Raw genomic sequence first — 19320 nt, forward strand, 5'->3', positions numbered from 1 at the left:
CACGCGAGAGGAACCCGCGCCTTGGCATCTGAAATGTGTTGGACCGATCGGCGCTACTGATCCCTCGAAGTTCCCTGCACCTTAACTGTCGGTATCTCCCGAGTGAGCCCCGACGCCACGTCGGACAGGAACCATCGCTCCACTTTGGTGAGCCGTGCCAATACGTCCTGGCGCTTTGCCATCGCGACCAGGTTCGCGGCAGCGTCTTCGATCGACTCTCCTCTGAGCCCCAGGTTCGCGAGCCTCACGCCCACAGGTATCGGAAGCCCATAGTCCTCGAGCTCCGCGATGAAGGGAGGTAGGTATAGGGACTCGATCTCACGGATGATGAATTCGTAGTTGGACGCCGGCATACCTCTGTCTTGCGCCACTTCGGTCTGGATCGAACTAGACGCACGCAGCATAGATGGGATCTTGAAACCCATCCAGTTGCGTTGAAAACTCAAGACGTCATCGACGACTTCACTTCGAGTTTGGTTGGCCCGCTTGTGCGGCAGGGCCGCTTCGACGAGTGACGGGACGCTGCCCTGAGCTCTCCGGGCCGCGTTCAGCTTGGCGAGGATGGATTGCGGGTTGTCGCCGCTTCTGTCGCGGCCGCGCAGGAGTTCGTCGTACCCGAGAGTTATTGTGGCCGCGAACTGATCCCTAGTTGGCACGCCCGACCAGGTGAGACTACGAAAGTCGCCCGCAGACGCGTCACGCATGCGACGAGCGGCTCCAACCTGCAGCCCTGGATCCAGGCCCCGATTCTTACGGATCGTTTCTATCGACAGCTCATCCTGGTCGAGAATGTCTTGCAACCGTGCCTTCGACTCAGCCGACCACTCGTCGCGATCCAGTTGTATCAGCGTTGCGAGCGAGGCCGCCGGCGACTGCGACTCAATCGGCATGTCCACAGTGGACAGGGTCGGCTCCGGGTGATCAGCGTATGAAATCACTCGTCCGACGAAATGCTTGAGCATCCTGCCAGCCCGGCCGCGGATGTTCGAGAACGTGAAGAAGTCAATTGGCTTCCTATCGATTTTCTTGTCGTAGATGATCACGTTCTTCGCCACTGTATTCACACCCTCGATGAGTGTGGTTGTGCAGACGAGCCGATCGATCTTCCCCATGGCAAAGAGTCGAATCATGGCCCGCTGCAGGCTCCGAGGCATAGGTCCGGTATGGGTGCCAACACCGCCAGCGAGCGCCTTTGAGACAAACCACTCGGGGTCGTAATTGAGGCTGATCCAGTCAGCCAGTTCGAGAACGAACGGGTCGGCTGCGTCCGTCGATATTTCGAAGGCGATCTCGCTCGCGCGACCGGGTGCACTTACAAAGATCAGGCTGGGGCCAGCGGCATCCTGTTCGAGGAACTGCTGCATGTCCGCGAGTCGATCGTCGGCATCGAAGTGCGATCGATCTTCTACATCAATCACGACCGGATTGAAATCGGTAGCGATGAAGGACTTAGCCAGGTCGCTCCCATTGTCCACACCGAGCGCGTCGACGTTCGGTCCGAGCAGGTAGTACTGAGCGCCTGTGTTTCGAAGCAGGCGCCACGCTATGTTGAGCGTCGACCGGCGCTTCTCATCCGTCTCTCCATCCCCGAGCTTGTAGAACTCGTCGATCACAAAGAAGTCGACAGGTGGCACAGGGTCGACCTCGAGGAATCTCTCCTGGGTAAGTACGTAGATGTTGCGTTCGGCGGGCACCTGGCCCGGGTGCGATACGACCGTGTACCCAGTGTCCAGAGCAACCAAGCGTCGCCGTGTCTCGTCGATGAGCGCGATCGTCGGCACGATGATGACGATGTTGAGCCACTTTCCGGACAAGATGAGTGCGTCCACGATTGCAGATTTTCCGAACGAGGTGGGCGCCGAGAGGACTATGCTCTCGCCGTCCATGAGTCGCTCGTAGATGCGTTGCTGCTCAGCGTGAAAAGTAAAGTCGCGCTCGCGTAGGACCTGCGGCGAGTGATACGCGAAGCTAAGGGCTTCCGCCTCGCCAATTGCGCTAACGTTCGGCGACGCGTATGGAAATAGGCCCAGCCGAACGGCCAGCGAGTCCACGACCGGAGTAAGCGGACCGGTGCCAGAGTATCGATCGAGGAACCGGATGAACCTGTCCCGAGCGTGCTGCTCGTCATCGCTCGTTAGTAGCAAGTTGGAGATCTCGCGCAGCTCGGCGAAGTCTGTGTTCGCCATCAGATGCCTTGGAGGGCTTTGAGCTTCGCGTGCATTAGATCGACCAACTTCGCCTTCGACTTCAACGGAACCAAAATCAAGCGGATCTCGACCTCGAGCGGCTTTGCCACCCGAGACTCAAACTCTTCGAGCGCTGCCGCCGTTTCCGCCGTCAAGGCCGCAATGTACTCGTCACCGACGACATCGTGCGCGTCGACCGCCTCGCTGTCGTACGTAAGGAAGATCGGCATCACGAGTGACGTCGAGATCTCGTCGAGGCTCCGGGCCCTCGCGATCATCTCCTTGAACGCCGTCGCGTGGGGCCACGCGTCATCGACCTTGCGCGTGATGAACACAAATTCCTTGCGCAGGAAGTCCCTAGCCAAGTGAGTCTCGATGTCCTGAAGGACGCTCCGCATCGCGCCATCCAGGTCAGAATAGAACTTCGCTTCACCCAGCCAGATCTTGAGCGATCCGGCTGTGTCCGCTACAACGTGAACGCTGTCGAAGCCTTTGACGACGTCATTGGACGAGTCTTCGTAGTAGATCTTGCTGACGGCCGGCTCAGCGTCATAGAAGTCGACCAGGGCGGCGTGGAGGAGCAACTCTCCGAACTCGCCTCGGCGGCGGTACTTGTCGGTCGTGTAGACGGAAACCGCGGCGTCTCGGATTGACCGTATGGCGGTTGCGCTCGTTACGTTCTTCGCCTCCGAATAGCTGAGCGCGAAGGTCAGGAGGTGACGATCGAATACGTCTTCGACAAGCGCGTCGGACCGCCAAACCTTTGACTCATACCCGGCGCACAAGGCGTCCATTGCAACGGAACCTGCAACGAGGCTAACCCGCACTTGTTGAACCGCCATATGGATCTAGTCCCCTTACAGACGCGCCACGCTGTCACGACCCTATCGATCCCGTCGGTCGATTCAGCGATGCCACGCATGTCAGGCAGCGGACGTGCGCGGGGCCGGAGAGGCTGGACACAGGCAAGCCACGCATATGTGCCAAGCGTCCATTGCTGTCGAGCACCAGTTCGGAGAGAGAGGCGGCGCAGTTCAGGGCGCGGCGTACGTGAAGATCGATACGATCCGAGGATGGGGCTTCTCGACGAAATTATCGACGGCGCGTCGTCCGACGGTGTATCCACGACAAACCTTCTCCGCAAAGTGCAGACGGTCGCACATCGGGTCGGCGCGACCGAACTACGTCAGTGGGTCAGGGCTGAACTTGACGGGTATGCCGAGGATGCGCCACTCCCTGCGTACCGAGGGCCGTACGACGCTACGGTGAAGGCGACTTGGGCGGGCCCCTTCAACTCGAGCGCGCAAAGCACTCTCTCTACCGTTGGCGTTCCCACGCACTTCCTGCCGCTGTTCAAGTTCAGTTTTCGCCAGGCTGCCGCCGAGCTGGAGGTGCTTGCGGGTCAGGGCGAGGAGCTGGGGCAACCCTGGAATCCTTACGCACTGGCCGAGTACAACGAGCTCGTCGAAAAGGAGGAAGTTCCGCACTTCGACATGATGGGGGTGTACTCGGCGCACCGCGTGGTCACTCCAGCGCTCGTAACTGCGATCGTCGAGAGCATACGAACCAAGGCACTCGACCTAGCTCTGGACCTTCAGACCGCGAACCCAGCCGCGGGGGAAGTCGGTGGACCAACACGAGACGATCCCGCGATTGAACAGGCCGTGATGGTCAACATAAATCACATTTACGGTGACGGTGCGAACATCGCACAGGGCAACGGGATCACCCAGAGTTCGACGGTGGCGAAGGGCGATCTCACGGGCCTGGTTGCCGCACTCCAAGATCTTCTCGCTGACGCGAAGGTGATCGGAGAAGCTGTCGCGATCATTACCGGAGACAGCGATGCCTGTGCGAAGAAGTCGAAGCTTGGGAAGATCGCAGGCTCCATCGGGACCGGCGCGGTCCGGCTCGCCGGAGGAATCACCACTGAAGTGGCGGCCGCAGGAGTCCTCGAAGTTGCGAGCCAATTCCTCGGCTGGTAAGCCGTCACCGCTCCTTCACGTTCTCTATGAATTAGGGCTCTGGCGCCGCCCGTAGATCGGTGCTCAGAGGAAGCGCCCAGCCCGACGCGGGTTCGCTACTGCACTAGTCGAGCGTGCTCAAGCGAGGATTCGAGGTGCGCGGCGACTCCCAACCGTGCCGCTCAGAAATACTTCTGGTGAGGTCCGCGGCGTGCATCTGCAACTTGGAGAGAGTCTGCCTGTCGTACCCGCTGTTGCGGAACAGGCGGAGATTCTGACTGAAAGCGTGCGCCCAACTCATCAGCGGGTCGAGGACCTTGAGACGACGCTCCACCGTGTCGCCCGGTTGCGCCGCATCCATCACCTGTCGGCCGAGGGTCGCGCCGAGGACTCGTTCGGACTCCAGCCACGCGTCGAGACCTTCCCACTCCGTGTACTCGTCGGCAAGTGCGATCGCGGCGATGCGCAGATTCGCAAGACGCTCGCCAACTGGCTCCGCACTCGGATCGAATCCAACGAGCCGCTGCACCGCCTCTTGTAGCGCGGACCAGAGCGCCGTTGCTGTTGCCCTCCTGGACTCCCGCAGCGCCTCATTGGCGCGCCTGTTGGCCAGGATCGTTCCGATCCCGGCGATAACAGCGGCCAAGCCGGAGATGACGAGCGCAGCGATATCCATGGCTCGATCCTGGCAGGTCCGAATTGCGCCTGCCCGTTTGTGCGTCCGCTCGCGAGCGATGCGCGGTTGAGGCCTATTGCGCACGGGCCGGAGCGCGTGCGGTTACCGGTCCTGCAACGGGCATCGCCGGCGTCGACGATGCGGTGGTGGAGGCGCTATGGGCGGAGCGAACGGATAACCCGCGCGATGCGATGCGCGAAGAGCGCGGGACGAACGACTACTAATGAAGCCAACAGAGATGCCGGTGATCGTGCCTTCCGAGCCCTGCAGAGTCGACGACGCAAGCACGTCGACACCGCGCGACACCGAGTGAGGGTCGAAGAGAACGCAGTCGAGGTCGGCAGCCAGGGCATCATCGGCACGCCGAAGACGCACGAGAAGCGGACAGTGCCGCCCCGGTGTTCTTCGCGCCGGTCATCGAGCACCTGGTCGCCACGCGACCGAGGGACGCGTTGCTCTTCGGCGACGGGGACCACTTCGTCCGACGAGCGAAGTCGACCATCGGATGGTTCAACAGCGCCGTAATGCAGGTTCGCGATGAGACGCAGGAGCGCATCGAAGCCGCGACTGCTGCTGGCTTTCGTCCGCCGCCTCCGTTCCCGCGCGTCACCCCTCATGATCTGCGTCACACCGCAGCGTCGTTGGCGATCAGTGCCGGCGCCAACGTGAAGCCGGTCCAGCGGGTGCTCGGTCACTCGTCGGGTGCAATGACCCTCGACACCTACGCCGACCTCTTCGACGACTACCTCGACAACGTGGCTGCCGCGCTGGCTCGAGCCGCCGATGCGTCTGGCGTCGGAGACGTTCTCGCCTCGTTGGAGAGCGGCGTGCGGACGCGGAGTCGACGCGCCTCGTCGACCAGCGACTCGACGACCAACTAGGTCCGCCGCGCACTTGCGGTCCGTTGCCGAGGCCGCGGCGCGGTTCGTCTAGCCCGCGGGCGCCAGAATCGGCCGTCAGAAGTGTTGCCATTCTGTTGCCAAGAGCTGGCGTTCAGTGACTCACAGCATCCCAAATTCCGCGGGAAATCAGAGGTTCTGACGCTGTTTCAGAGGTGGGCCCCGTGGGGCTCGAACCCACGACCCGCGGATTAAAAGTCCGATGCTCTACCGACTGAGCTAGAGGCCCTCAGCGACCCAGCCTAATGGGCGAGGGCGGCGGCATCCGTCACTTCGTGCCCTTCTGCGAGCTGAAGATGATGCCGAACATGATCCCGAACGAGAGGCCGAAGGCCGCACCGAGGCCGATGTTGTCGAGGAAGAGCATCCCGACGATCGCGCCGCCGAGCATGCCGAACGCGATCGACAGACCGAACGACATTCCGCGCATGTTGTTGTTCGCCATACCTCGACGCTACGCAGAGCCCGGGTCACCGGCATCCCCCGGAAGGTGGAAACAAAAGGAGGCGGCGCCGCCGAAGCCCGCAGAGCTTCGACGACGCCGCCGGTCATGAGACCGTGAATTACATCGGGGGCATCAGCACCGAGTCGATGAGGTACACGGTTGCGTTCGCGGTCTCGACGCCACCACAGATGACCTTGGCGTCGTTGACCATGAGCTCGTCGCCCGAGCCGGTGACCTCGAGGTCCTGGCCCTCGACGGTCTTGTGGGTGCCGTCGATGTCGGCCGGAGCGATCTCGCCGGGGACCACGTGGTACGTAAGGATCTTGGTCAGCGTGGCCGAGTCCGTCTTGAGACCCTCAATGGTCTCGGCGGGGATCTTGGCGAAAGCGTCGTCAACCGGAGCGAAGACGGTGAACTTGTCGCCGTTCAGGGTGTCGACGAGGTCGACGTCGGGGTTCAGCTGGCCGCTGACAGCAGCGGTGAGCGTCTTGAGGAGCGGGTTGTTCGAGGCCGCGGTCGCAACCGGGTCCTTCGACATGCCCTCGACCGAGCCGGCGCCGTCCGGAACAGCTGCCGCGTAGTCCGCGCAGCCGGGGCCGACGAGGTTCGACGCGGTGTCCATGCCGCCTTCGGTGGCTTCGGGCGACTCCATCGGAGCCTGCGAGGACGGGGCCTCGCTCGAACCGCTGCCGCTGTCCATCGAGTTCGACGAACATCCGGCGAGTGCGAAGGCACCGACCAGCGTCAGAGAGAGTGCTGCGGTCATCTTCTTCTTCGTGCTGAACATGATTTCCTCCATGTGTTGGGACCGCCCTCTGCGGCGGCGATGACAGGTCTTCGGAACCGCTAGGCAAACGGATTGCACATCTGTCGAGATTTTTTTGGATCCGCGGTTTCGCGGGGCCTGCGCGGGTCACGAATCGCTCTCGATCCGCTCTGCTCACCAGGGATTCCCGCCCTGCCATCCGTGTTCGCGCGCGCGAGGATGGCATGCTGGGACCAATGGTTATCGACGGTGTAGAAGTCCCTGAAGACGGGGAGTCGGCGGATCACGCCGGCGATCTCCTCGTTCGCGTCGCCGGTGGCGATCAGGCAGCCTTCGCAGAGCTCTACGACATGCTGTCCTCGCGGGTGTTCGGACTGATCCGACGGGTCCTCGTCGACCCCTCCCAGAGCGAGGAAGTGCTCCAAGAAGTCTTCTTGGAGATCTGGCAATCCGCTTCTGCCTTTGCTCCGAACAAGGGGCAAGGAAGAAGTTGGATCCTGACGATGGCTCATCGTCGGGCCGTCGACCGGGTCCGCGCATCGCAGTCCAGCGTGGACCGGGACATTCGCGTCGGCACCCGTGACGCGAACACACAACAAGAAGGCATAGCCGAGCAGGTCGAGCTGCGGATCGAAGGTCGTCGCGTCGTACGCGCGCTTCGCTCGCTGCCCGACGCGCAACGTGAAGCCATCACCCTCGCGTATTTCGGGGGGTATAGCCAAAGTGAAATCGCGGCACTCCTCGGAGCGCCGCTCGGAACGATCAAGACACGGATGCGTGATGGATTGAACCGCCTACGACAGGAGATGGGGGTGACGCTGTGAACGAGAAGGACTTCGCCGAACTCTCGGCTGGGCACGCGCTCGACGCGTTGTCCGCGGAGGACGAGCAGGCGTATCAGCGGGCCCTCGCCGACCACCCCGAGTGGGAAGAGCTCGTCGACTCCGACGCACAGGTCGCCGGCTTCCTCGCCGAAGGTGCCGGAGAAGAGGCACCTCCCGCGGGCGTCCGCGATCGCCTCCTCGCGCAGATCGGGTCACTTCCGCACGGGATGCCGGTGGCCGCTGCATCCACTCCCGAGCCCGTCGTCGAGCCCGAGCCCGAGCTCGTCGTCGCCGGACCGCCGACCGAGGCGGTCCAGGCCGTCCAGCGTCGGACCTGGACGCGCGGACTGTTCGCCCTCGTCGCGTCAGCCGCCCTCCTCGTCGGCATCGGCTGGGGCGTCGGCTCCATCATGGAACAGGTGCGGACGCCGGCTCAGGTGCAGGCGCTCGAGCAGATCGAGGCCTCGCCCGACGCGCAGAGCGCCACGGGTCAGTTCACCGACGGCGGAGAGGCGGAGGTGCATTGGTCTCCCTCGCTCGGCAAGGTCGTGCTGACCACCGACGATGCGCCCAGCATCGCCGACGACCGCACGTTCGAACTCTGGTTCGTCCGAGGCGATGAGCCGATCGCGGCCGGGACCTTCGACCCGTCCGACGATGTCACCGCCCTCCTCGACGGCGACTTCCAGCCCGGCGACATCATCGCGATCACGGTCGAGCAGGCGGGCGGCTCGCCCGACGGCAAGCCGACGACCGAGCCGATCGTCGCGATCCCCACGGCCTGACAGCCTTCACAACGCACCCCGCTCCGGCTCCGACCGGGCGGGGTGCGTTGCTGCCGGAGTAGCCTGGAGGGATGTCTGACGCGTCCCGCGACTTCCACAAGCCGGTCCGCCGCTCACCCGATTCGTTCGATCGCAACTTCGCCGCCGATGATCCCGCCGAAGCCAGCCGTGTGGCTCACGCCACGGCATCCGCTCTGCTCTCACGGGTGCGCGAACAGCCGCACGACGAAGTCATCGACAGGCTCGTGACCTTCACCGACGCGCACGGCATCGCGACGATCGCGGAGCTCTGGGCGCACTCGCCCGCACGCTCGCTGCCGGGTGCGCTGTGGCGGCTGTACCTGCTGCAGTTGATGATCCACGACGACGCGGCGACCGCTGCGCTGCTCTACGAGCGTGGGCGAACGCGGCTGTCGTCGGCGGACGTCGTCATCGCGGGTGCGCCGGCTCCGGCGAGCCCGGACGAGCTCGTCTCGCTCATCGACCTGATCCTGCGCGGGGTGTTCGCGGGTGACTTCGCGCTCGCGCTCGAGCGGGCGGCATCCTTCTCGCGCGTCGTGGCTGCAGGGGCGACCGATCTCGCCGACGACTACGACGAGAGCGAGCCGGTGCGGGCGTCGACCTTCACGACGCGGGCGCTACGCCTCGACACGTACGCGGGGGACCTCATCGCGGCCGCAGCCCTGTGGCGACGCGACGGCCTCACGTAGGCATAGAAAGTGCCGGACCGCAGAACGCCTCTCGGCGCGTGGCCGCTCGCAGCGGCTGAAGATGGAGCCCGGGGTTACTGCGGCCCGGCTAGAAAAGTGTAACGGAGGGGCTCCCGAGGTATTCCGGTCCGGCGCGGATTCGGGGTCGGTCGGGCGTGTCGGGATGCGGTCTCGAGGCGCGTGCACCGATGCAATGGTTCCTCGGCGACACGCGGCATCCCGGGGCTCGCGTGCGGCGTGTCGCGCGGCGACTATTGCATCGGCTGACGGGGATGCCGCCGCGTAGGCTTCGTGGCATGGCTTGGCGCTTCGCACTCATGATCGACCCTGCGGCATCCGACGATGCGCGCACCGACTTCGCCGACACGTTCAGCGAGATCGATCCCTCGACTCCCGCGTTGACCGTGGGGGAGTTGAGCACGCAGCGCGGTGACGGGATCTTCGAGTCGATCGGCGTCGTCGACGGACACGCGCAGGAGGTCGAGCCGCACCTCGCGCGGCTCGCGCACTCCGCCGAGATCTGCGAGCTGCCCGCGCCGAACCTCGAGCAGTGGCGCGAGGCGATCAGCCGCGCGCAGGCGGCGTCGGGGGAGGGAGAGGCGGTCATCAAGCTGATCCTGAGCCGCGGCGTCGAGCACGGTCCCACCCCGACCGCGTGGGTGACGGTGGCGCCGGCGGCGGACTTCACGAAGCCGCGCACCGAGGGTATCGCCGTGGCCGTCCTCGACCGCGGCTACAGCATCGACCTGCCGGGTCGGGCGCCGTGGCTGCTGCTGGGCGCGAAGACGCTGTCGTACGCCGTGAACATGGCCGCGATCCGCGAGGCGAAGCGCCGCGGCGCCGACGATGCCGTCTTCGTCAGCTCCGACGGGTTCGTGCTCGAGGCGCCGACCGCGTCGCTCATCATCCGGCGAGGCGACACGTTCGTCACCCCTGCGCCGAACGGCGGCATCCTTCACGGGACCACCCAGCTGAGCCTGTTCGACCACCTCGCTGAGCGCGGCTTCGAGACTGCCTACGAGACCCTGCCGGTCTCGGCGCTCCACGACGCGGATGCCGCGTGGCTCGTCTCGAGCGTCCGCCTGGCCGCGCCCATCACGGCGGTCGACGAGCGGCCCCTGACCCTCGACGGCGAGCTCACGGCATCCTTCAACCAGTACCTGCTCAGCCCGCGCGACTGAGCCGTCGCCGGCGTTCGCGGATGCAATAGTTGCGACCCGACACGCCGCCGCTTGGGTTCGGGATGCCGCGTGTCGCCGGCGATCCGTTGCATCCGCACACGCGCCGCCGGGCCGATGCGTGGGAACCCGGTTGTTCTCGCCCCGGTCACCCGATGCAATAGTCGCGACCCGACACGCCGCCCATGCGCCCCGGGATGCCGCGTGCCGCCGATGATCCATTGCACCCGCGCACGCACCTCGGCTCTCACAACCGCGCGAGCGCCCCGAGGATCGCGCGCTCGACCATGTCCCAGTCGTGGACGATGAGCGCGTAATCGAAGCGGAGGGTGACGTACCCCCACATGGCCGCGTTCGCGTCGCGAACGAGGTCCTTGTGCCGCAGCGACGGTCCGTCGTGGTTGTCGCGCCCATCGACCTCGACGATCAGCCGGTCGCCGATCAGCGCATCCACCACCCCGACGCCCGCGATACGCACCTGTGTCTGCACGCGCAGTTCGAGGCCGCGCAGCCGCCACCGCAGCATCGACTCGAGCCCGCTGTCGGCGTCGTCCCTGCTGAGTCCGAGCGCATCGCGCCCTTCCTGATTCACGTTCCGGCTCAGCCAGCGCATGTCGTCACCGTCCAGAAGGTCCTGCCGGCGCGCGGATTCCAGCGCGACGAAGAACGCCTCGCCGCCGTAGCAAGTGAGGATCTGTCGCAGAATCCGTGCGAGTGACGGTTCCCGCCGATCCTCCCCGGGCCCGGCGGCATCCCAATGCTCGGTGCAGTCGCACGGATGGTCGTGCGTACGCTGCCCGGGCCGCATCCAGACGTGCGGCATCCGTGCATCTTCCATCACCCAGAGGCCGCGGTGCCGCGCCGCGCTCACGCACGCCAGCGAACCGCCGTGCCTCGCGGCCAGTCGCGCCTCCGCGCACGTCTCAGGCCACGCGTAGACCCCGATCCGCACCCGCTCGAGCTCGCCGCGCCGCAGGGCCCGTTGCACCCGACGTTGCGACCACCCCGCATCGAGCAGCTGCCGCAGACGGACGATTGGATGCCGAAGCTCGCACATACCCGCGAGCCTCGCCCGTTCCCGGCCCTCACGAGCCGCACCGGCTCATGCCGGGGAAAACCGGCATCCCACCCCCGCGGGGGAGAAGTCCTCGATCGCCTTTGTCCGCCGCGATCCGTGCGACGAGGGAGCGCCCGCGCCGCCAGCGTCAGCGGATGCAATAGATCCGCGGCAACACCCCGCCGTTCAGGCCCGGGATGCCGCGTGTCGCCGGCGATCTATTGCATCCCCACACAGCGCCACAGCGGCGCGCCGCCGCGCCGCGACAGCCCGAACCATGCACGCCCGGCCGACAAACGTCACCGGATGCAATAGATCCACCGCGACACCCCGCCGTTCAGGGCCGGGATGCCGCGTGTCGCCCGCCATCTATTGCATCCGCACACGGCGCGCGCCCCCGGCGCCCCGCCCAGCCCCACAAACCAGAACGAGGGACACCGCGCTCCCGCGCAGCATCCCTCGCCCCCTACAGCCGGCTCACCCGAAGCGGCCCGAGACGTAGTCCTCGGTGGCCTGCACGGACGGCTTGGTGAAGATCGTGCCGGTCTCGTCGTACTCGATGAGCTTGCCGGGCTTGCCGGTGCCGGCGATGTTGAAGAACGCGGTCTTGTCCGAGACGCGCGACGCCTGCTGCATGTTGTGCGTGACGATGACGATCGTGTACTGGCTCTTGAGCTCCTGGATGAGCTCCTCGATCGCGAAGGTCGAGATGGGGTCGAGGGCCGAGCAGGGCTCGTCCATAAGCAGGACGTCGGGTGAGACGGCGATCGCACGCGCGATGCAGAGGCGCTGCTGCTGACCGCCCGAGAGGCCGGAGCCGGGCTTCTCGAGCCGGTCCTTGACCTCGTTCCAGAGGTTCGCACCGCGCAGCGACTTCTCGACGAGGGCGTCGGCGTCCGACTTCGAGATCCGCGAGTTGTTGAGCTTCACGCCGGCCAGCACGTTGTCGCGGATCGACATCGTGGGGAACGGGTTCGGGCGCTGGAAGACCATGCCGATCTGGCGGCGCACGAGCACCGGGTCGACGCCCTGACCGTACAGGTCCTCGCCGTCGAGCAGCACCTCACCCTCGACGCGGGCACCGGGGATGACCTCGTGCATGCGGTTGAGCGTGCGCAGGAACGTGGACTTGCCGCAACCGGATGGGCCGATGAAGGCGGTGACGCTGCGGGGCTCGATGTCGAGGGAGACGCCCTCCACGGCGAGGAAGTCGCTGTAGTAGACGTTGAGGTCGTTGACTTCGATGCTCTTGGACACTTCGGGGTGCTTTCTGTCGGATGCCGCGGGTCAGCGGCCGAACTTGGGGGCGAACTTCTTCGCGACGAAGCGTGCGATGAGGTTCAGCGCCATGACGATGATGATGAGCGTGAGCGCTCCGGCCCAGGCGCGCTCGAGCGCGGCGGGGATGTTCGTGCCGGGGTTCTGGAACTGGTCGTAGACGAACACCGGGAGCGTCATCATGGGGCCGTCGAACGCGTTCATGTTGAGCGACTGGGTGAACCCGGCTGTCAGCAGAAGGGGCGCGGTCTCGCCGATGACGCGCGAGATCGACAGCATGATGCCCGTCGTGATGCCGGCGATCGAGGTGGGGAGGACGACCTTCACGATCGTCAGCCACTTCGGCACACCGAGGGCGTAGCTCGCCTCGCGCAACTCGTTCGGAACCAGTCGCAGCATCTCCTCGCTGGAACGCACGACGACCGGGATCATCAGCACCGACAGGGCGAGCGAGCCCATGAAGCCGGTGTTGAGCCCCGGACCGAACAGCAGCGCGCACACGGCGACGATGAACAGACCCGCGACGATCGACGGGATGCCGGTCATCACGTCCACGAAGAAGGTGATCAGCTTCGCGACCCGGCCGCGGCCGTACTCGACGAGGTAGATCGAGGTCATGAGACCGATCGGCACCGAGATGACGGTCGCCCAGCCGGTCACGATGAGGGTGCCCCAGATCGCGTGGACGGCGCCGCCGCCTTCGCCCACGAAGTTGCGCATCGAGTTGGAGAAGAAGGTCGGGTCGAACCTGGCGACGCCGTTGACGATGACCGTGAACAGCAGCGAGATGAGCGGGAGCAGGGCGATCGTGAAGGCGATCGACACCAGCACGGTCGCGAGCCGGTCGGCGGCGCGGCGCCGCGTCTCGACGACGCTCGACAGGACGACGAGGACGATCGCGAACAGGACGACGCCCACGAAGGTGGCGCCGGCGATGTTGAAGTCGGCCACATCGCTGCCGCTGTTCATGATGGCGAACAGGATGCCGGACAGCACGAGCGCGCCGGCGAGCAGCACCCACGGCATCCACTTGGGCAGCTGTCCCGCGGTGAGCGAGTTGCCCACGGGCGTGCGGGTCTCGGAGCGGGTGAGGGTGGTCATCAGTTCGCTCCAGAGAACTCGGCACGGCGGTTGACGACCCACCGGGCGATCGCGTTGACCGCGAAGGTCACGATGAAGAGGATGAGGCCCGTCGCGATGAGGACGTTGACGCCGTCGCCGTACGCCTCACCGAAGTTCAGGGCGATGTTCGCGGGTATCGGCGTGGGGTTGTTCGAGTTGAGCACCTGGAACGTGACCGCACCCGTCGCCGAGAGGACCATCGTGACGGCCATCGTCTCGCCGAGCGCGCGGCCGAGGCCGAGCATCGCGCCCGAGACCATTCCGCCGCGGGCGAAGGGGAAGACGGCCATGCGGATCATCTCCCAGCGCGTCGCGCCGAGGGCGAGCGCCGCCTCCTCGTGGAGGACCGGCGTCTGCAGGAAGACCTCGCGCGTGATGGCGGTCATGATCGGCAGGATCATCACGGCGAGGACGAGGGATGCCGTGAGGATCGTCCGCCCGGTGGGGGAGACCGCACCGGCGAAGAAGGGGATCCAGCCGAAGTTCTCGTTCAGCCAGACGTAGAACGGCTGCAGGAGCTGCGAGAAGACCAGCGCGCCCCACAGGCCGTAGACGACCGACGGGATAGCGGCGAGCAGATCGATGACGTATCCGAGCACCGAGGCGAGCTTTCGCGGCGCATAGTGCGAGATGAAGAGGGCGATGCCGATCGCCAGCGGCGTCGCGACGACGAGTGCGATGACGGAGGCCCAGAGGGTGCCGAAGACGAACGGCCAGACGTACTCCCAGAACGGCTCACCGCTCAGGAACTGGGTCTCGTCGGGGTTCGCGGTGAAGGCCGGCACGCTTTCGACGATGAGGAAGAGCGTGACGGCGGCGAGGACGATCAGGATGATGATGCCCGCGCCCAGCGCGGTGCTCGAGAAGACGAGATCGCCACGTCGACGCGTCGGTCGCCGGGCGGTGTCCTGGTCGGCGACCAGTTCGGTGGTGGGGGGCATCGCAGTCCTCGGGTCGGAAGCGGGGCGGACGTGAGTGCTGCTGGTGGCTCCCGACAAGCGGGAGCCACCAGCAGCGAGGGTCTTACTTCTTGGCGCTGATCATGTCGATCGCGGTCTGGGCCTTCTCGGCGACCTCGGTCGACAGGGGAGCGGAGCCGGCAGCCTCGTTGGCGACCTTCTGGCCCTCTTCGCTGACGATGTACGAGAAGTACGCCTTGACGATGTCGGCGGTGGCCGCATCCTCGTACTGCGCGCAGCCGATGAGGTAGCTCACGAGAGCGATCGGGTACGACCCGGCCGGTGCCTCGGCGGGGTCGACGTCGAAGACCAGGTCGCCGTCGGCGCGGCCCTCTTCGAGCGGCGACGACGCGACGAGCTCCGCAGCAGCCTCGGAGGAGAACGGCACGAAGTCGTCGCCGACCTTGACGGCGGCCGAGCCCAGCTCGCCGACGCGGGAGGCGTCGATGTAGCCGATCGTGCCCTGGCCGCCGTTGACGGCAGCCTCGACGCCCGAGGTCTGCTGTGCTGCCTCGGAGCGCGTGGTCTTGACGGGCCAGGCGTCGTCGTCCTCGTAGGGCCATGCATCCGGGGCGACGGCCGCGAGGTACGCGGTGAACGTGCCGGTGGTGCCCGACTCGTCGCCGCGGAAGACGGGAGTGATAGCCAGGTCCGGGAGCTCGACGCCCTCGTTGAGATCGGCGATCGCCGGGTCGTTCCACTTCTCGATCTTCTCGTTGAAGATGTTGCCGATGACCTCAGGAGTCAGGTTCAGCTCCTTGACGCCCTCGAGGTTGAAGACGACGGCGACGGGCGAGATGTAGGCGGGGACTTCGATGATGTCGGCCGTGGCGCACGCGCCGAACTTGCCGGCCGCGATCTCGTCGGTCTTGTACGCGCGGTCCGAGCCGATGAAGTTGCTGGAGCCCGCGATGAAGTTGTCGCGGCCGGTGCCCGAACCGGTCGGCTGGTAGTTGACCGTGACGTCCGGGTTCGCCGTCTGGAACGCAGCGGTCCACGCCTGCTGGGCCGCGCCCTGCGACGAGGCGCCGGTCGCCTTGACGGTGCCCGACAGCGAGGAGCCGCCGTCGGAGGGCTGGCCGCTGCCAGCAGGAGTGCCCTCGTTGGCCGCGCAGGCCGAGAGCGACAGGACGGCGACGGCTGCGACAGCGCCCACGCGGGCGATGCGGTTGAGCTTCACGTGTGATTTCCTTCGGGTGATCGGGACACCCCGGTGCGGGGCTGGCTCGACGCTAAGAGCCGCCGGTGACCAGGTTCCGCTCCGGAGGTGAACGACAGGTGAACGGACCCGGTCCGAACGGGTCCGTCTGTCGGATCACACCTGCGGCGCGTGCGTCTCGATCGCGACGATCCCGGATCCGGGGTTCGTCGCCGAGAGGTGGACGACCGAGAAGGCGCCCGGTTCGAGGGACGACGCGGCGCCGAGGTACGAGCCCTTCACCGTTCCCGTCGCCAGCGCGATCTCGTGCATCACGTCGGGGAGGACCGGCCGGTGCGAGCACAGCACCGCTGGCTTTCGCGCCCGCACGCGCGTGCCGACGAGAGTGCGCGCGTCCGCGGTCCCGGCATCCCAGGCATCCTGCGAGATCGCGGCGGTACGACGGATGTCGCGGCGCAGCGACTTCGCCAGCGGGGTGACAGTGTCGACGCACCGCACCGCGTCGCTCGAGTACACGCGGCGCACCCCGAAGGCCCGGAGCGGTCCGACGATCGCCTTCGCCTGCTTCTTGCCGCGAGGGGAGAGGGTGCGCGCGGCATCCTCTCCCGACCAGTCATCGCGCGGAGTCGCCTTCGCGTGACGCAGCACCACCAGGGGGAAGGTCTCGAGCACGCCGTCGTCCACGAGGCGAAGGAAGTTCTCGAGGATCTCGACGTCAACGGGGTAACTCAGCTTGCCGAGCGCTTTGCGCGCCGGCATCCATTCCAGTGCGGCGATCTCGCGGTTCGGGACGAACGCGGACTCGCGGATGGCCTTCTCGGTCGCCTGCGCGCTCCAGTAGTGCACGATCTTCGTCCGCTTGCTCGGCAGGCGATAGTTCGAGATCCCGACGGGCACGCCGAGGTGCACACGGATGCCGGTCTCCTCGTGGATCTCGCGCACGGCCGTCTCGGCGAGCGTCTCCCCGGGATCGACTTTGCCCTTGGGCAGGGTGACGTCGCGGTACTTGGTGCGGTGGATGGCGAGCACGAGGAGCTTGCCGTCGAGCATCCGCCACACCACGCCGCCGGCGGCGTAGACCGCGGTTTCGGTCATCGCACCGCCCGCTGGCGCCGCCGGCGCAGGACGTCCGACATCGTCTTCTCCTGCAGGTCGACGAGCGGCGTGCCGTCGGCGCCCAGGTGACGACGCGTCCATTCGCCCTCGGCACCGAGGTGCCACGAGCTCGTGCCGTCGTCCATCGCGAGGTCGAACAGCGCCAGCAGCTCGGTCACGTGGGCCGGCTCCATGACGCGCACGAGCGCCTCGACACGACGGTCGAGGTTCCGATGCATCATGTCGGCGCTGCCGATGTAGACCTGCGGCTCCCCGCCGTGCGCGAACGCGAAGATCCGGGAGTGCTCGAGGTAGCGGCCGAGGATCGAGCGGACCGTGATGTTGTCGCTCACCCCGGGCAGATCGGAGCGCAGGGAGCAGATGCCGCGCACCCACACGTCGACCTTCACGCCGGCCTGGCTCGCCCGGTACAGCGCGTCGATGATCTGCTCGTCGACCATCGAGTTCACCTTGATGCGCACGTAGGCGGGCTTGCCGTCCAGCGCGTTGCGGCGTTCGGCGTCGATGAGGCGCAGCAGTCCCTTGCGCAGGTGCAGGGGAGCGACGAGCAGGCGCTTGAACTTCTTCTCGATCGCGTACCCGCTGAGTTCGTTGAACAGACGGGTGAGGTCGCGACCGACCTGCTCGTTCGCCGTGAACAGCCCGTAGTCCTCGTAGATGCGGCTCGTCTTCGGGTTGTAGTTGCCCGTGCCGATGTGGCTGTAGCTGCGAAGGGCGCCGTCCTCCTCGCGGATCACGTGCAGGAGTTTGCAGTGCGTCTTCAGTCCGACGAGGCCGTAGACGACGTGGACGCCGGCCTTCTCGAGCGTGCGAGCCCACCCGATGTTCGCCGCTTCGTCGAAGCGCGCCTTCACCTCGACGAGGGCGAGCACCTGCTTGCCGTTCTCCGCCGCGTTGATGAGGGCCTCGACGATCGGGCTGTCGCCCGAGGTGCGGTATAGCGTCTGCTTGATCGCGAGCACGTGGGGGTCGCGGGCGGCCTGCTGCAGGAACGAGACGACGCTCGTCGTGAACGACTCGTACGGGTGGTGGACGAGGATGTCCTCCTTGCGGATGGCGGCGAACAGGTCCGCGCGTCCGTTCTGCTCGGCGGGCTGGAAGGGCGTCGCCGTCTTCGGTACGTGCGCGGGGTAGCGCAGGTCGGGCCGCTCGATCTGCGACAGCGAGAACAGGCCGCGCAGATCCAATGGCGCGGGCAGTCGGTAGACGTCGTTCTCGGTGATGTCGAGCTCGTCGAGCAGCAGCGACAGGGTGACGTCGTCCATGTCCTCGGTGATCTCGAGGCGGATCGGCGGACCGAACCGGCGACGCAGCAACTCCGCTTCGAGCGCCTGGATGAGGTTCTCGGTCTCGTCCTCCTCGATCACGACGTCCTCGTTGCGGGTGAGGCGGAACGTGTGGTGCTCGAGGATCTCCATGCCGGGGAAGAGGTCGCCGAGGTTCTCGGAGATCAGCTCTTCGAGCGGGAGGTAGCGGACGGTGTTGCCGTCCTTCCGGACCTCGACGAGGCGCGGCATCATCGGGGGCACCTTGAGACGCGCGAACTCCTGGCGTCCGGTCCGCGCGTTGCGGATGCGGATCGCGAGATTGAGTGAGAGCCCCGAGATGTAGGGGAACGGGTGCGCCGGGTCGACTGCCAGCGGCATGAGCACCGGGAACACCTGCGACGAGAAGTAGTCGTAGAGGATCTCGCGTTCCTCATCCGACAGATCGGCCCACGACACGACCTCGATGCCGGACTCGGCGAGGGCGGGCCGCACCTGCTTCGACCAGACCGCGGCGTGGCGCTCCTGCAGCGCGTGCGCGGCGGTGGCGAGGTCGGCGAGCACGTCGAGGGGAGCGCGCCCCACGTTGGTGGGAACCGCGAGTCCGGTGAGGATGCGGCGCTTCAGACCCGCGACGCGCACCATGAAGAACTCGTCGAGGTTGCTCGCGAAGATCGCCAGGAAGTTCGCGCGTTCGAGCGTGGGCAGGTTCGGATCCTCGGCCAGCTCCAGTACGCGCTGATTGAAGGCGAGCCAGCTGAGCTCGCGGTCGAGGTAGCGGTTGTCGGGCAGTTGCGAGTCGTACGCCTCGACGACGTCGTCGAAGTCGTCGTCGTCCGCGTCGCCCAGTCCGGAGTCGTGAACCTGGGTGTCGATCATCCCCACATCATTGCAGGGCGACGTGTCCCATGCGTGAACACGACGGACGGAT

At 66.1% G+C, this 19320-nt stretch carries 18 protein-coding genes and 1 tRNA gene; 6 read left to right on the top strand and 13 right to left on the bottom strand.

Annotation, left to right across the window (positions count from 1 at the left end):
* Positions 1-53 precede the first annotated feature (53 nt).
* Both BLP38_RS02115 and BLP38_RS02120 read right to left on the bottom strand, forming a co-directional pair.
* Entirely contained in the window at positions 54-2186 is a 2133-nt protein-coding gene (locus tag BLP38_RS02115) for a DEAD/DEAH box helicase (protein WP_091352189.1), read from the bottom strand.
* Positions 2186-3028 carry a HamA C-terminal domain-containing protein gene (locus tag BLP38_RS02120; RefSeq protein WP_091352191.1) on the bottom strand — a complete coding sequence of 281 codons (843 nt, stop codon included), beginning with the start codon at positions 3026-3028 and terminating at the stop codon, positions 2186-2188. The genes BLP38_RS02115 and BLP38_RS02120 overlap by 1 nt, the downstream gene beginning before the upstream one ends.
* 231 nt (positions 3029-3259) lie before the next feature.
* Here BLP38_RS02120 and BLP38_RS02125 point away from each other — a divergent pair, with 231 nt between their 5' ends.
* Positions 3260-4171 (top strand): AbiTii domain-containing protein, encoded by a 912-nt coding sequence (locus BLP38_RS02125; protein ID WP_091352192.1) that lies wholly within the window; start codon positions 3260-3262, stop codon positions 4169-4171.
* Between the two features lie 103 nt (positions 4172-4274).
* On the opposite strand, the gene BLP38_RS02130 is transcribed toward BLP38_RS02125, so the two are convergent.
* A complete protein-coding gene (locus BLP38_RS02130; protein ID WP_091352194.1) occupies positions 4275-4826 on the bottom strand; it encodes a hypothetical protein in 552 nt (183 codons plus the stop codon).
* 398 nt (positions 4827-5224) lie between these two features.
* Between BLP38_RS02130 and BLP38_RS14370 the strand changes: the two genes are divergently transcribed.
* Positions 5225-5707 (top strand): tyrosine-type recombinase/integrase, encoded by a 483-nt coding sequence (locus BLP38_RS14370; protein ID WP_231916550.1) that lies wholly within the window; start codon positions 5225-5227, stop codon positions 5705-5707.
* A 174-nt stretch (positions 5708-5881) separates the two neighbouring features.
* Here the strand turns inward: BLP38_RS14370 and BLP38_RS02140 are convergent.
* From BLP38_RS02140 to BLP38_RS02145, 3 genes are all read right to left on the bottom strand, one after another.
* Positions 5882-5954, bottom strand: a tRNA-Lys gene (locus tag BLP38_RS02140).
* A 39-nt stretch (positions 5955-5993) separates the two neighbouring features.
* Entirely contained in the window at positions 5994-6170 is a 177-nt protein-coding gene (locus BLP38_RS14285; protein ID WP_172824644.1) for a hypothetical protein, read from the bottom strand.
* Positions 6171-6288: 118 nt separating this feature from the next.
* A complete protein-coding gene (locus BLP38_RS02145; RefSeq protein WP_091352196.1) occupies positions 6289-6957 on the bottom strand; it encodes a fasciclin domain-containing protein in 669 nt (222 codons plus the stop codon).
* A 215-nt stretch (positions 6958-7172) separates the two neighbouring features.
* Here BLP38_RS02145 and sigK point away from each other — a divergent pair, with 215 nt between their 5' ends.
* From sigK to BLP38_RS02165, 4 genes are all read left to right on the top strand, one after another.
* The gene (gene sigK / locus BLP38_RS02150) at positions 7173-7760 is read left to right on the top strand and encodes an ECF RNA polymerase sigma factor SigK (RefSeq protein WP_091352199.1); all 588 of its coding nucleotides are present in this window, start codon (positions 7173-7175) and stop codon (positions 7758-7760) included.
* The gene (locus tag BLP38_RS02155; RefSeq protein ID WP_091352201.1) at positions 7757-8545 is read left to right on the top strand and encodes an anti-sigma factor; all 789 of its coding nucleotides are present in this window, start codon (positions 7757-7759) and stop codon (positions 8543-8545) included. Before sigK ends, BLP38_RS02155 begins: the two co-directional genes overlap by 4 nt.
* A gap of 71 nt (positions 8546-8616) precedes the next feature.
* Positions 8617-9255 (top strand): DNA-directed RNA polymerase subunit beta, encoded by a 639-nt coding sequence (locus BLP38_RS02160; protein WP_091352203.1) that lies wholly within the window; start codon positions 8617-8619, stop codon positions 9253-9255.
* Between the two features lie 296 nt (positions 9256-9551).
* Positions 9552-10436 carry an aminodeoxychorismate lyase gene (locus BLP38_RS02165; protein ID WP_091352205.1) on the top strand — a complete coding sequence of 295 codons (885 nt, stop codon included), beginning with the start codon at positions 9552-9554 and terminating at the stop codon, positions 10434-10436.
* A gap of 244 nt (positions 10437-10680) precedes the next feature.
* Here the strand turns inward: BLP38_RS02165 and BLP38_RS02170 are convergent, their stop codons facing one another.
* The 7 genes from BLP38_RS02170 to BLP38_RS02200 all read right to left on the bottom strand — a co-directional run bounded on the left by BLP38_RS02170 (position 10681) and on the right by BLP38_RS02200 (position 19268).
* The gene (locus BLP38_RS02170; RefSeq protein WP_091352207.1) at positions 10681-11490 is read right to left on the bottom strand and encodes a type IV toxin-antitoxin system AbiEi family antitoxin domain-containing protein; all 810 of its coding nucleotides are present in this window, start codon (positions 11488-11490) and stop codon (positions 10681-10683) included.
* 477 nt (positions 11491-11967) lie between these two features.
* Entirely contained in the window at positions 11968-12747 is a 780-nt protein-coding gene (pstB, locus tag BLP38_RS02175) for a phosphate ABC transporter ATP-binding protein PstB (protein WP_091352209.1), read from the bottom strand.
* A 30-nt stretch (positions 12748-12777) separates the two neighbouring features.
* On the bottom strand, positions 12778-13869 hold the full coding sequence (gene pstA / locus BLP38_RS02180; protein ID WP_091352212.1) for a phosphate ABC transporter permease PstA: 1092 nt from the start codon (positions 13867-13869) through the stop codon (positions 12778-12780).
* Positions 13869-14831: a phosphate ABC transporter permease subunit PstC gene (gene pstC / locus BLP38_RS02185; RefSeq protein WP_091352215.1), complete on the bottom strand. Its 963-nt coding sequence runs from the start codon at positions 14829-14831 to the stop codon at positions 13869-13871. Before pstC ends, pstA begins: the two co-directional genes overlap by 1 nt.
* An 82-nt stretch (positions 14832-14913) precedes the next feature.
* Complete coding sequence (locus BLP38_RS02190) at positions 14914-16029, bottom strand: phosphate ABC transporter substrate-binding protein PstS (RefSeq protein ID WP_091352217.1); 1116 nt, start codon at positions 16027-16029, stop codon at positions 14914-14916.
* A 135-nt stretch (positions 16030-16164) separates the two neighbouring features.
* Complete coding sequence (locus BLP38_RS02195) at positions 16165-17103, bottom strand: NUDIX hydrolase (protein ID WP_091352219.1); 939 nt, start codon at positions 17101-17103, stop codon at positions 16165-16167.
* Positions 17100-19268, bottom strand: a complete 2169-nt coding sequence (locus BLP38_RS02200; RefSeq protein ID WP_091352221.1) for an RNA degradosome polyphosphate kinase — start codon at positions 19266-19268, stop codon at positions 17100-17102. Before BLP38_RS02200 ends, BLP38_RS02195 begins: the two co-directional genes overlap by 4 nt.
* Positions 19269-19320 lie beyond the last annotated feature (52 nt).

This window comes from Microbacterium sp. LKL04, from assembly GCF_900102005.1.
Taxonomy (GTDB): domain Bacteria; phylum Actinomycetota; class Actinomycetes; order Actinomycetales; family Microbacteriaceae; genus Microbacterium.

Coding starts and splice junctions, on each gene's coding strand:
- BLP38_RS02115 (WP_091352189.1), bottom strand. CDS start 2,186: ATGGCGAACACAGACTTCGCCGAGCTGCGCGAGATCTCCAACTTGCTA.
- BLP38_RS02120 (WP_091352191.1), bottom strand. CDS start 3,028: ATGGCGGTTCAACAAGTGCGGGTTAGCCTCGTTGCAGGTTCCGTTGCA.
- BLP38_RS02125 (WP_091352192.1), top strand. CDS start 3,260: ATGGGGCTTCTCGACGAAATTATCGACGGCGCGTCGTCCGACGGTGTA.
- BLP38_RS02130 (WP_091352194.1), bottom strand. CDS start 4,826: ATGGATATCGCTGCGCTCGTCATCTCCGGCTTGGCCGCTGTTATCGCC.
- BLP38_RS14285 (WP_172824644.1), bottom strand. CDS start 6,170: ATGGCGAACAACAACATGCGCGGAATGTCGTTCGGTCTGTCGATCGCG.
- BLP38_RS02145 (WP_091352196.1), bottom strand. CDS start 6,957: ATGTTCAGCACGAAGAAGAAGATGACCGCAGCACTCTCTCTGACGCTG.
- sigK (WP_091352199.1), top strand. CDS start 7,173: ATGGTTATCGACGGTGTAGAAGTCCCTGAAGACGGGGAGTCGGCGGAT.
- BLP38_RS02160 (WP_091352203.1), top strand. CDS start 8,617: ATGTCTGACGCGTCCCGCGACTTCCACAAGCCGGTCCGCCGCTCACCC.
- BLP38_RS02165 (WP_091352205.1), top strand. CDS start 9,552: ATGGCTTGGCGCTTCGCACTCATGATCGACCCTGCGGCATCCGACGAT.
- BLP38_RS02170 (WP_091352207.1), bottom strand. CDS start 11,490: ATGTGCGAGCTTCGGCATCCAATCGTCCGTCTGCGGCAGCTGCTCGAT.
- pstA (WP_091352212.1), bottom strand. CDS start 13,869: ATGACCACCCTCACCCGCTCCGAGACCCGCACGCCCGTGGGCAACTCG.
- pstC (WP_091352215.1), bottom strand. CDS start 14,831: ATGCCCCCCACCACCGAACTGGTCGCCGACCAGGACACCGCCCGGCGA.
- BLP38_RS02195 (WP_091352219.1), bottom strand. CDS start 17,103: ATGACCGAAACCGCGGTCTACGCCGCCGGCGGCGTGGTGTGGCGGATG.
- BLP38_RS02200 (WP_091352221.1), bottom strand. CDS start 19,268: ATGATCGACACCCAGGTTCACGACTCCGGACTGGGCGACGCGGACGAC.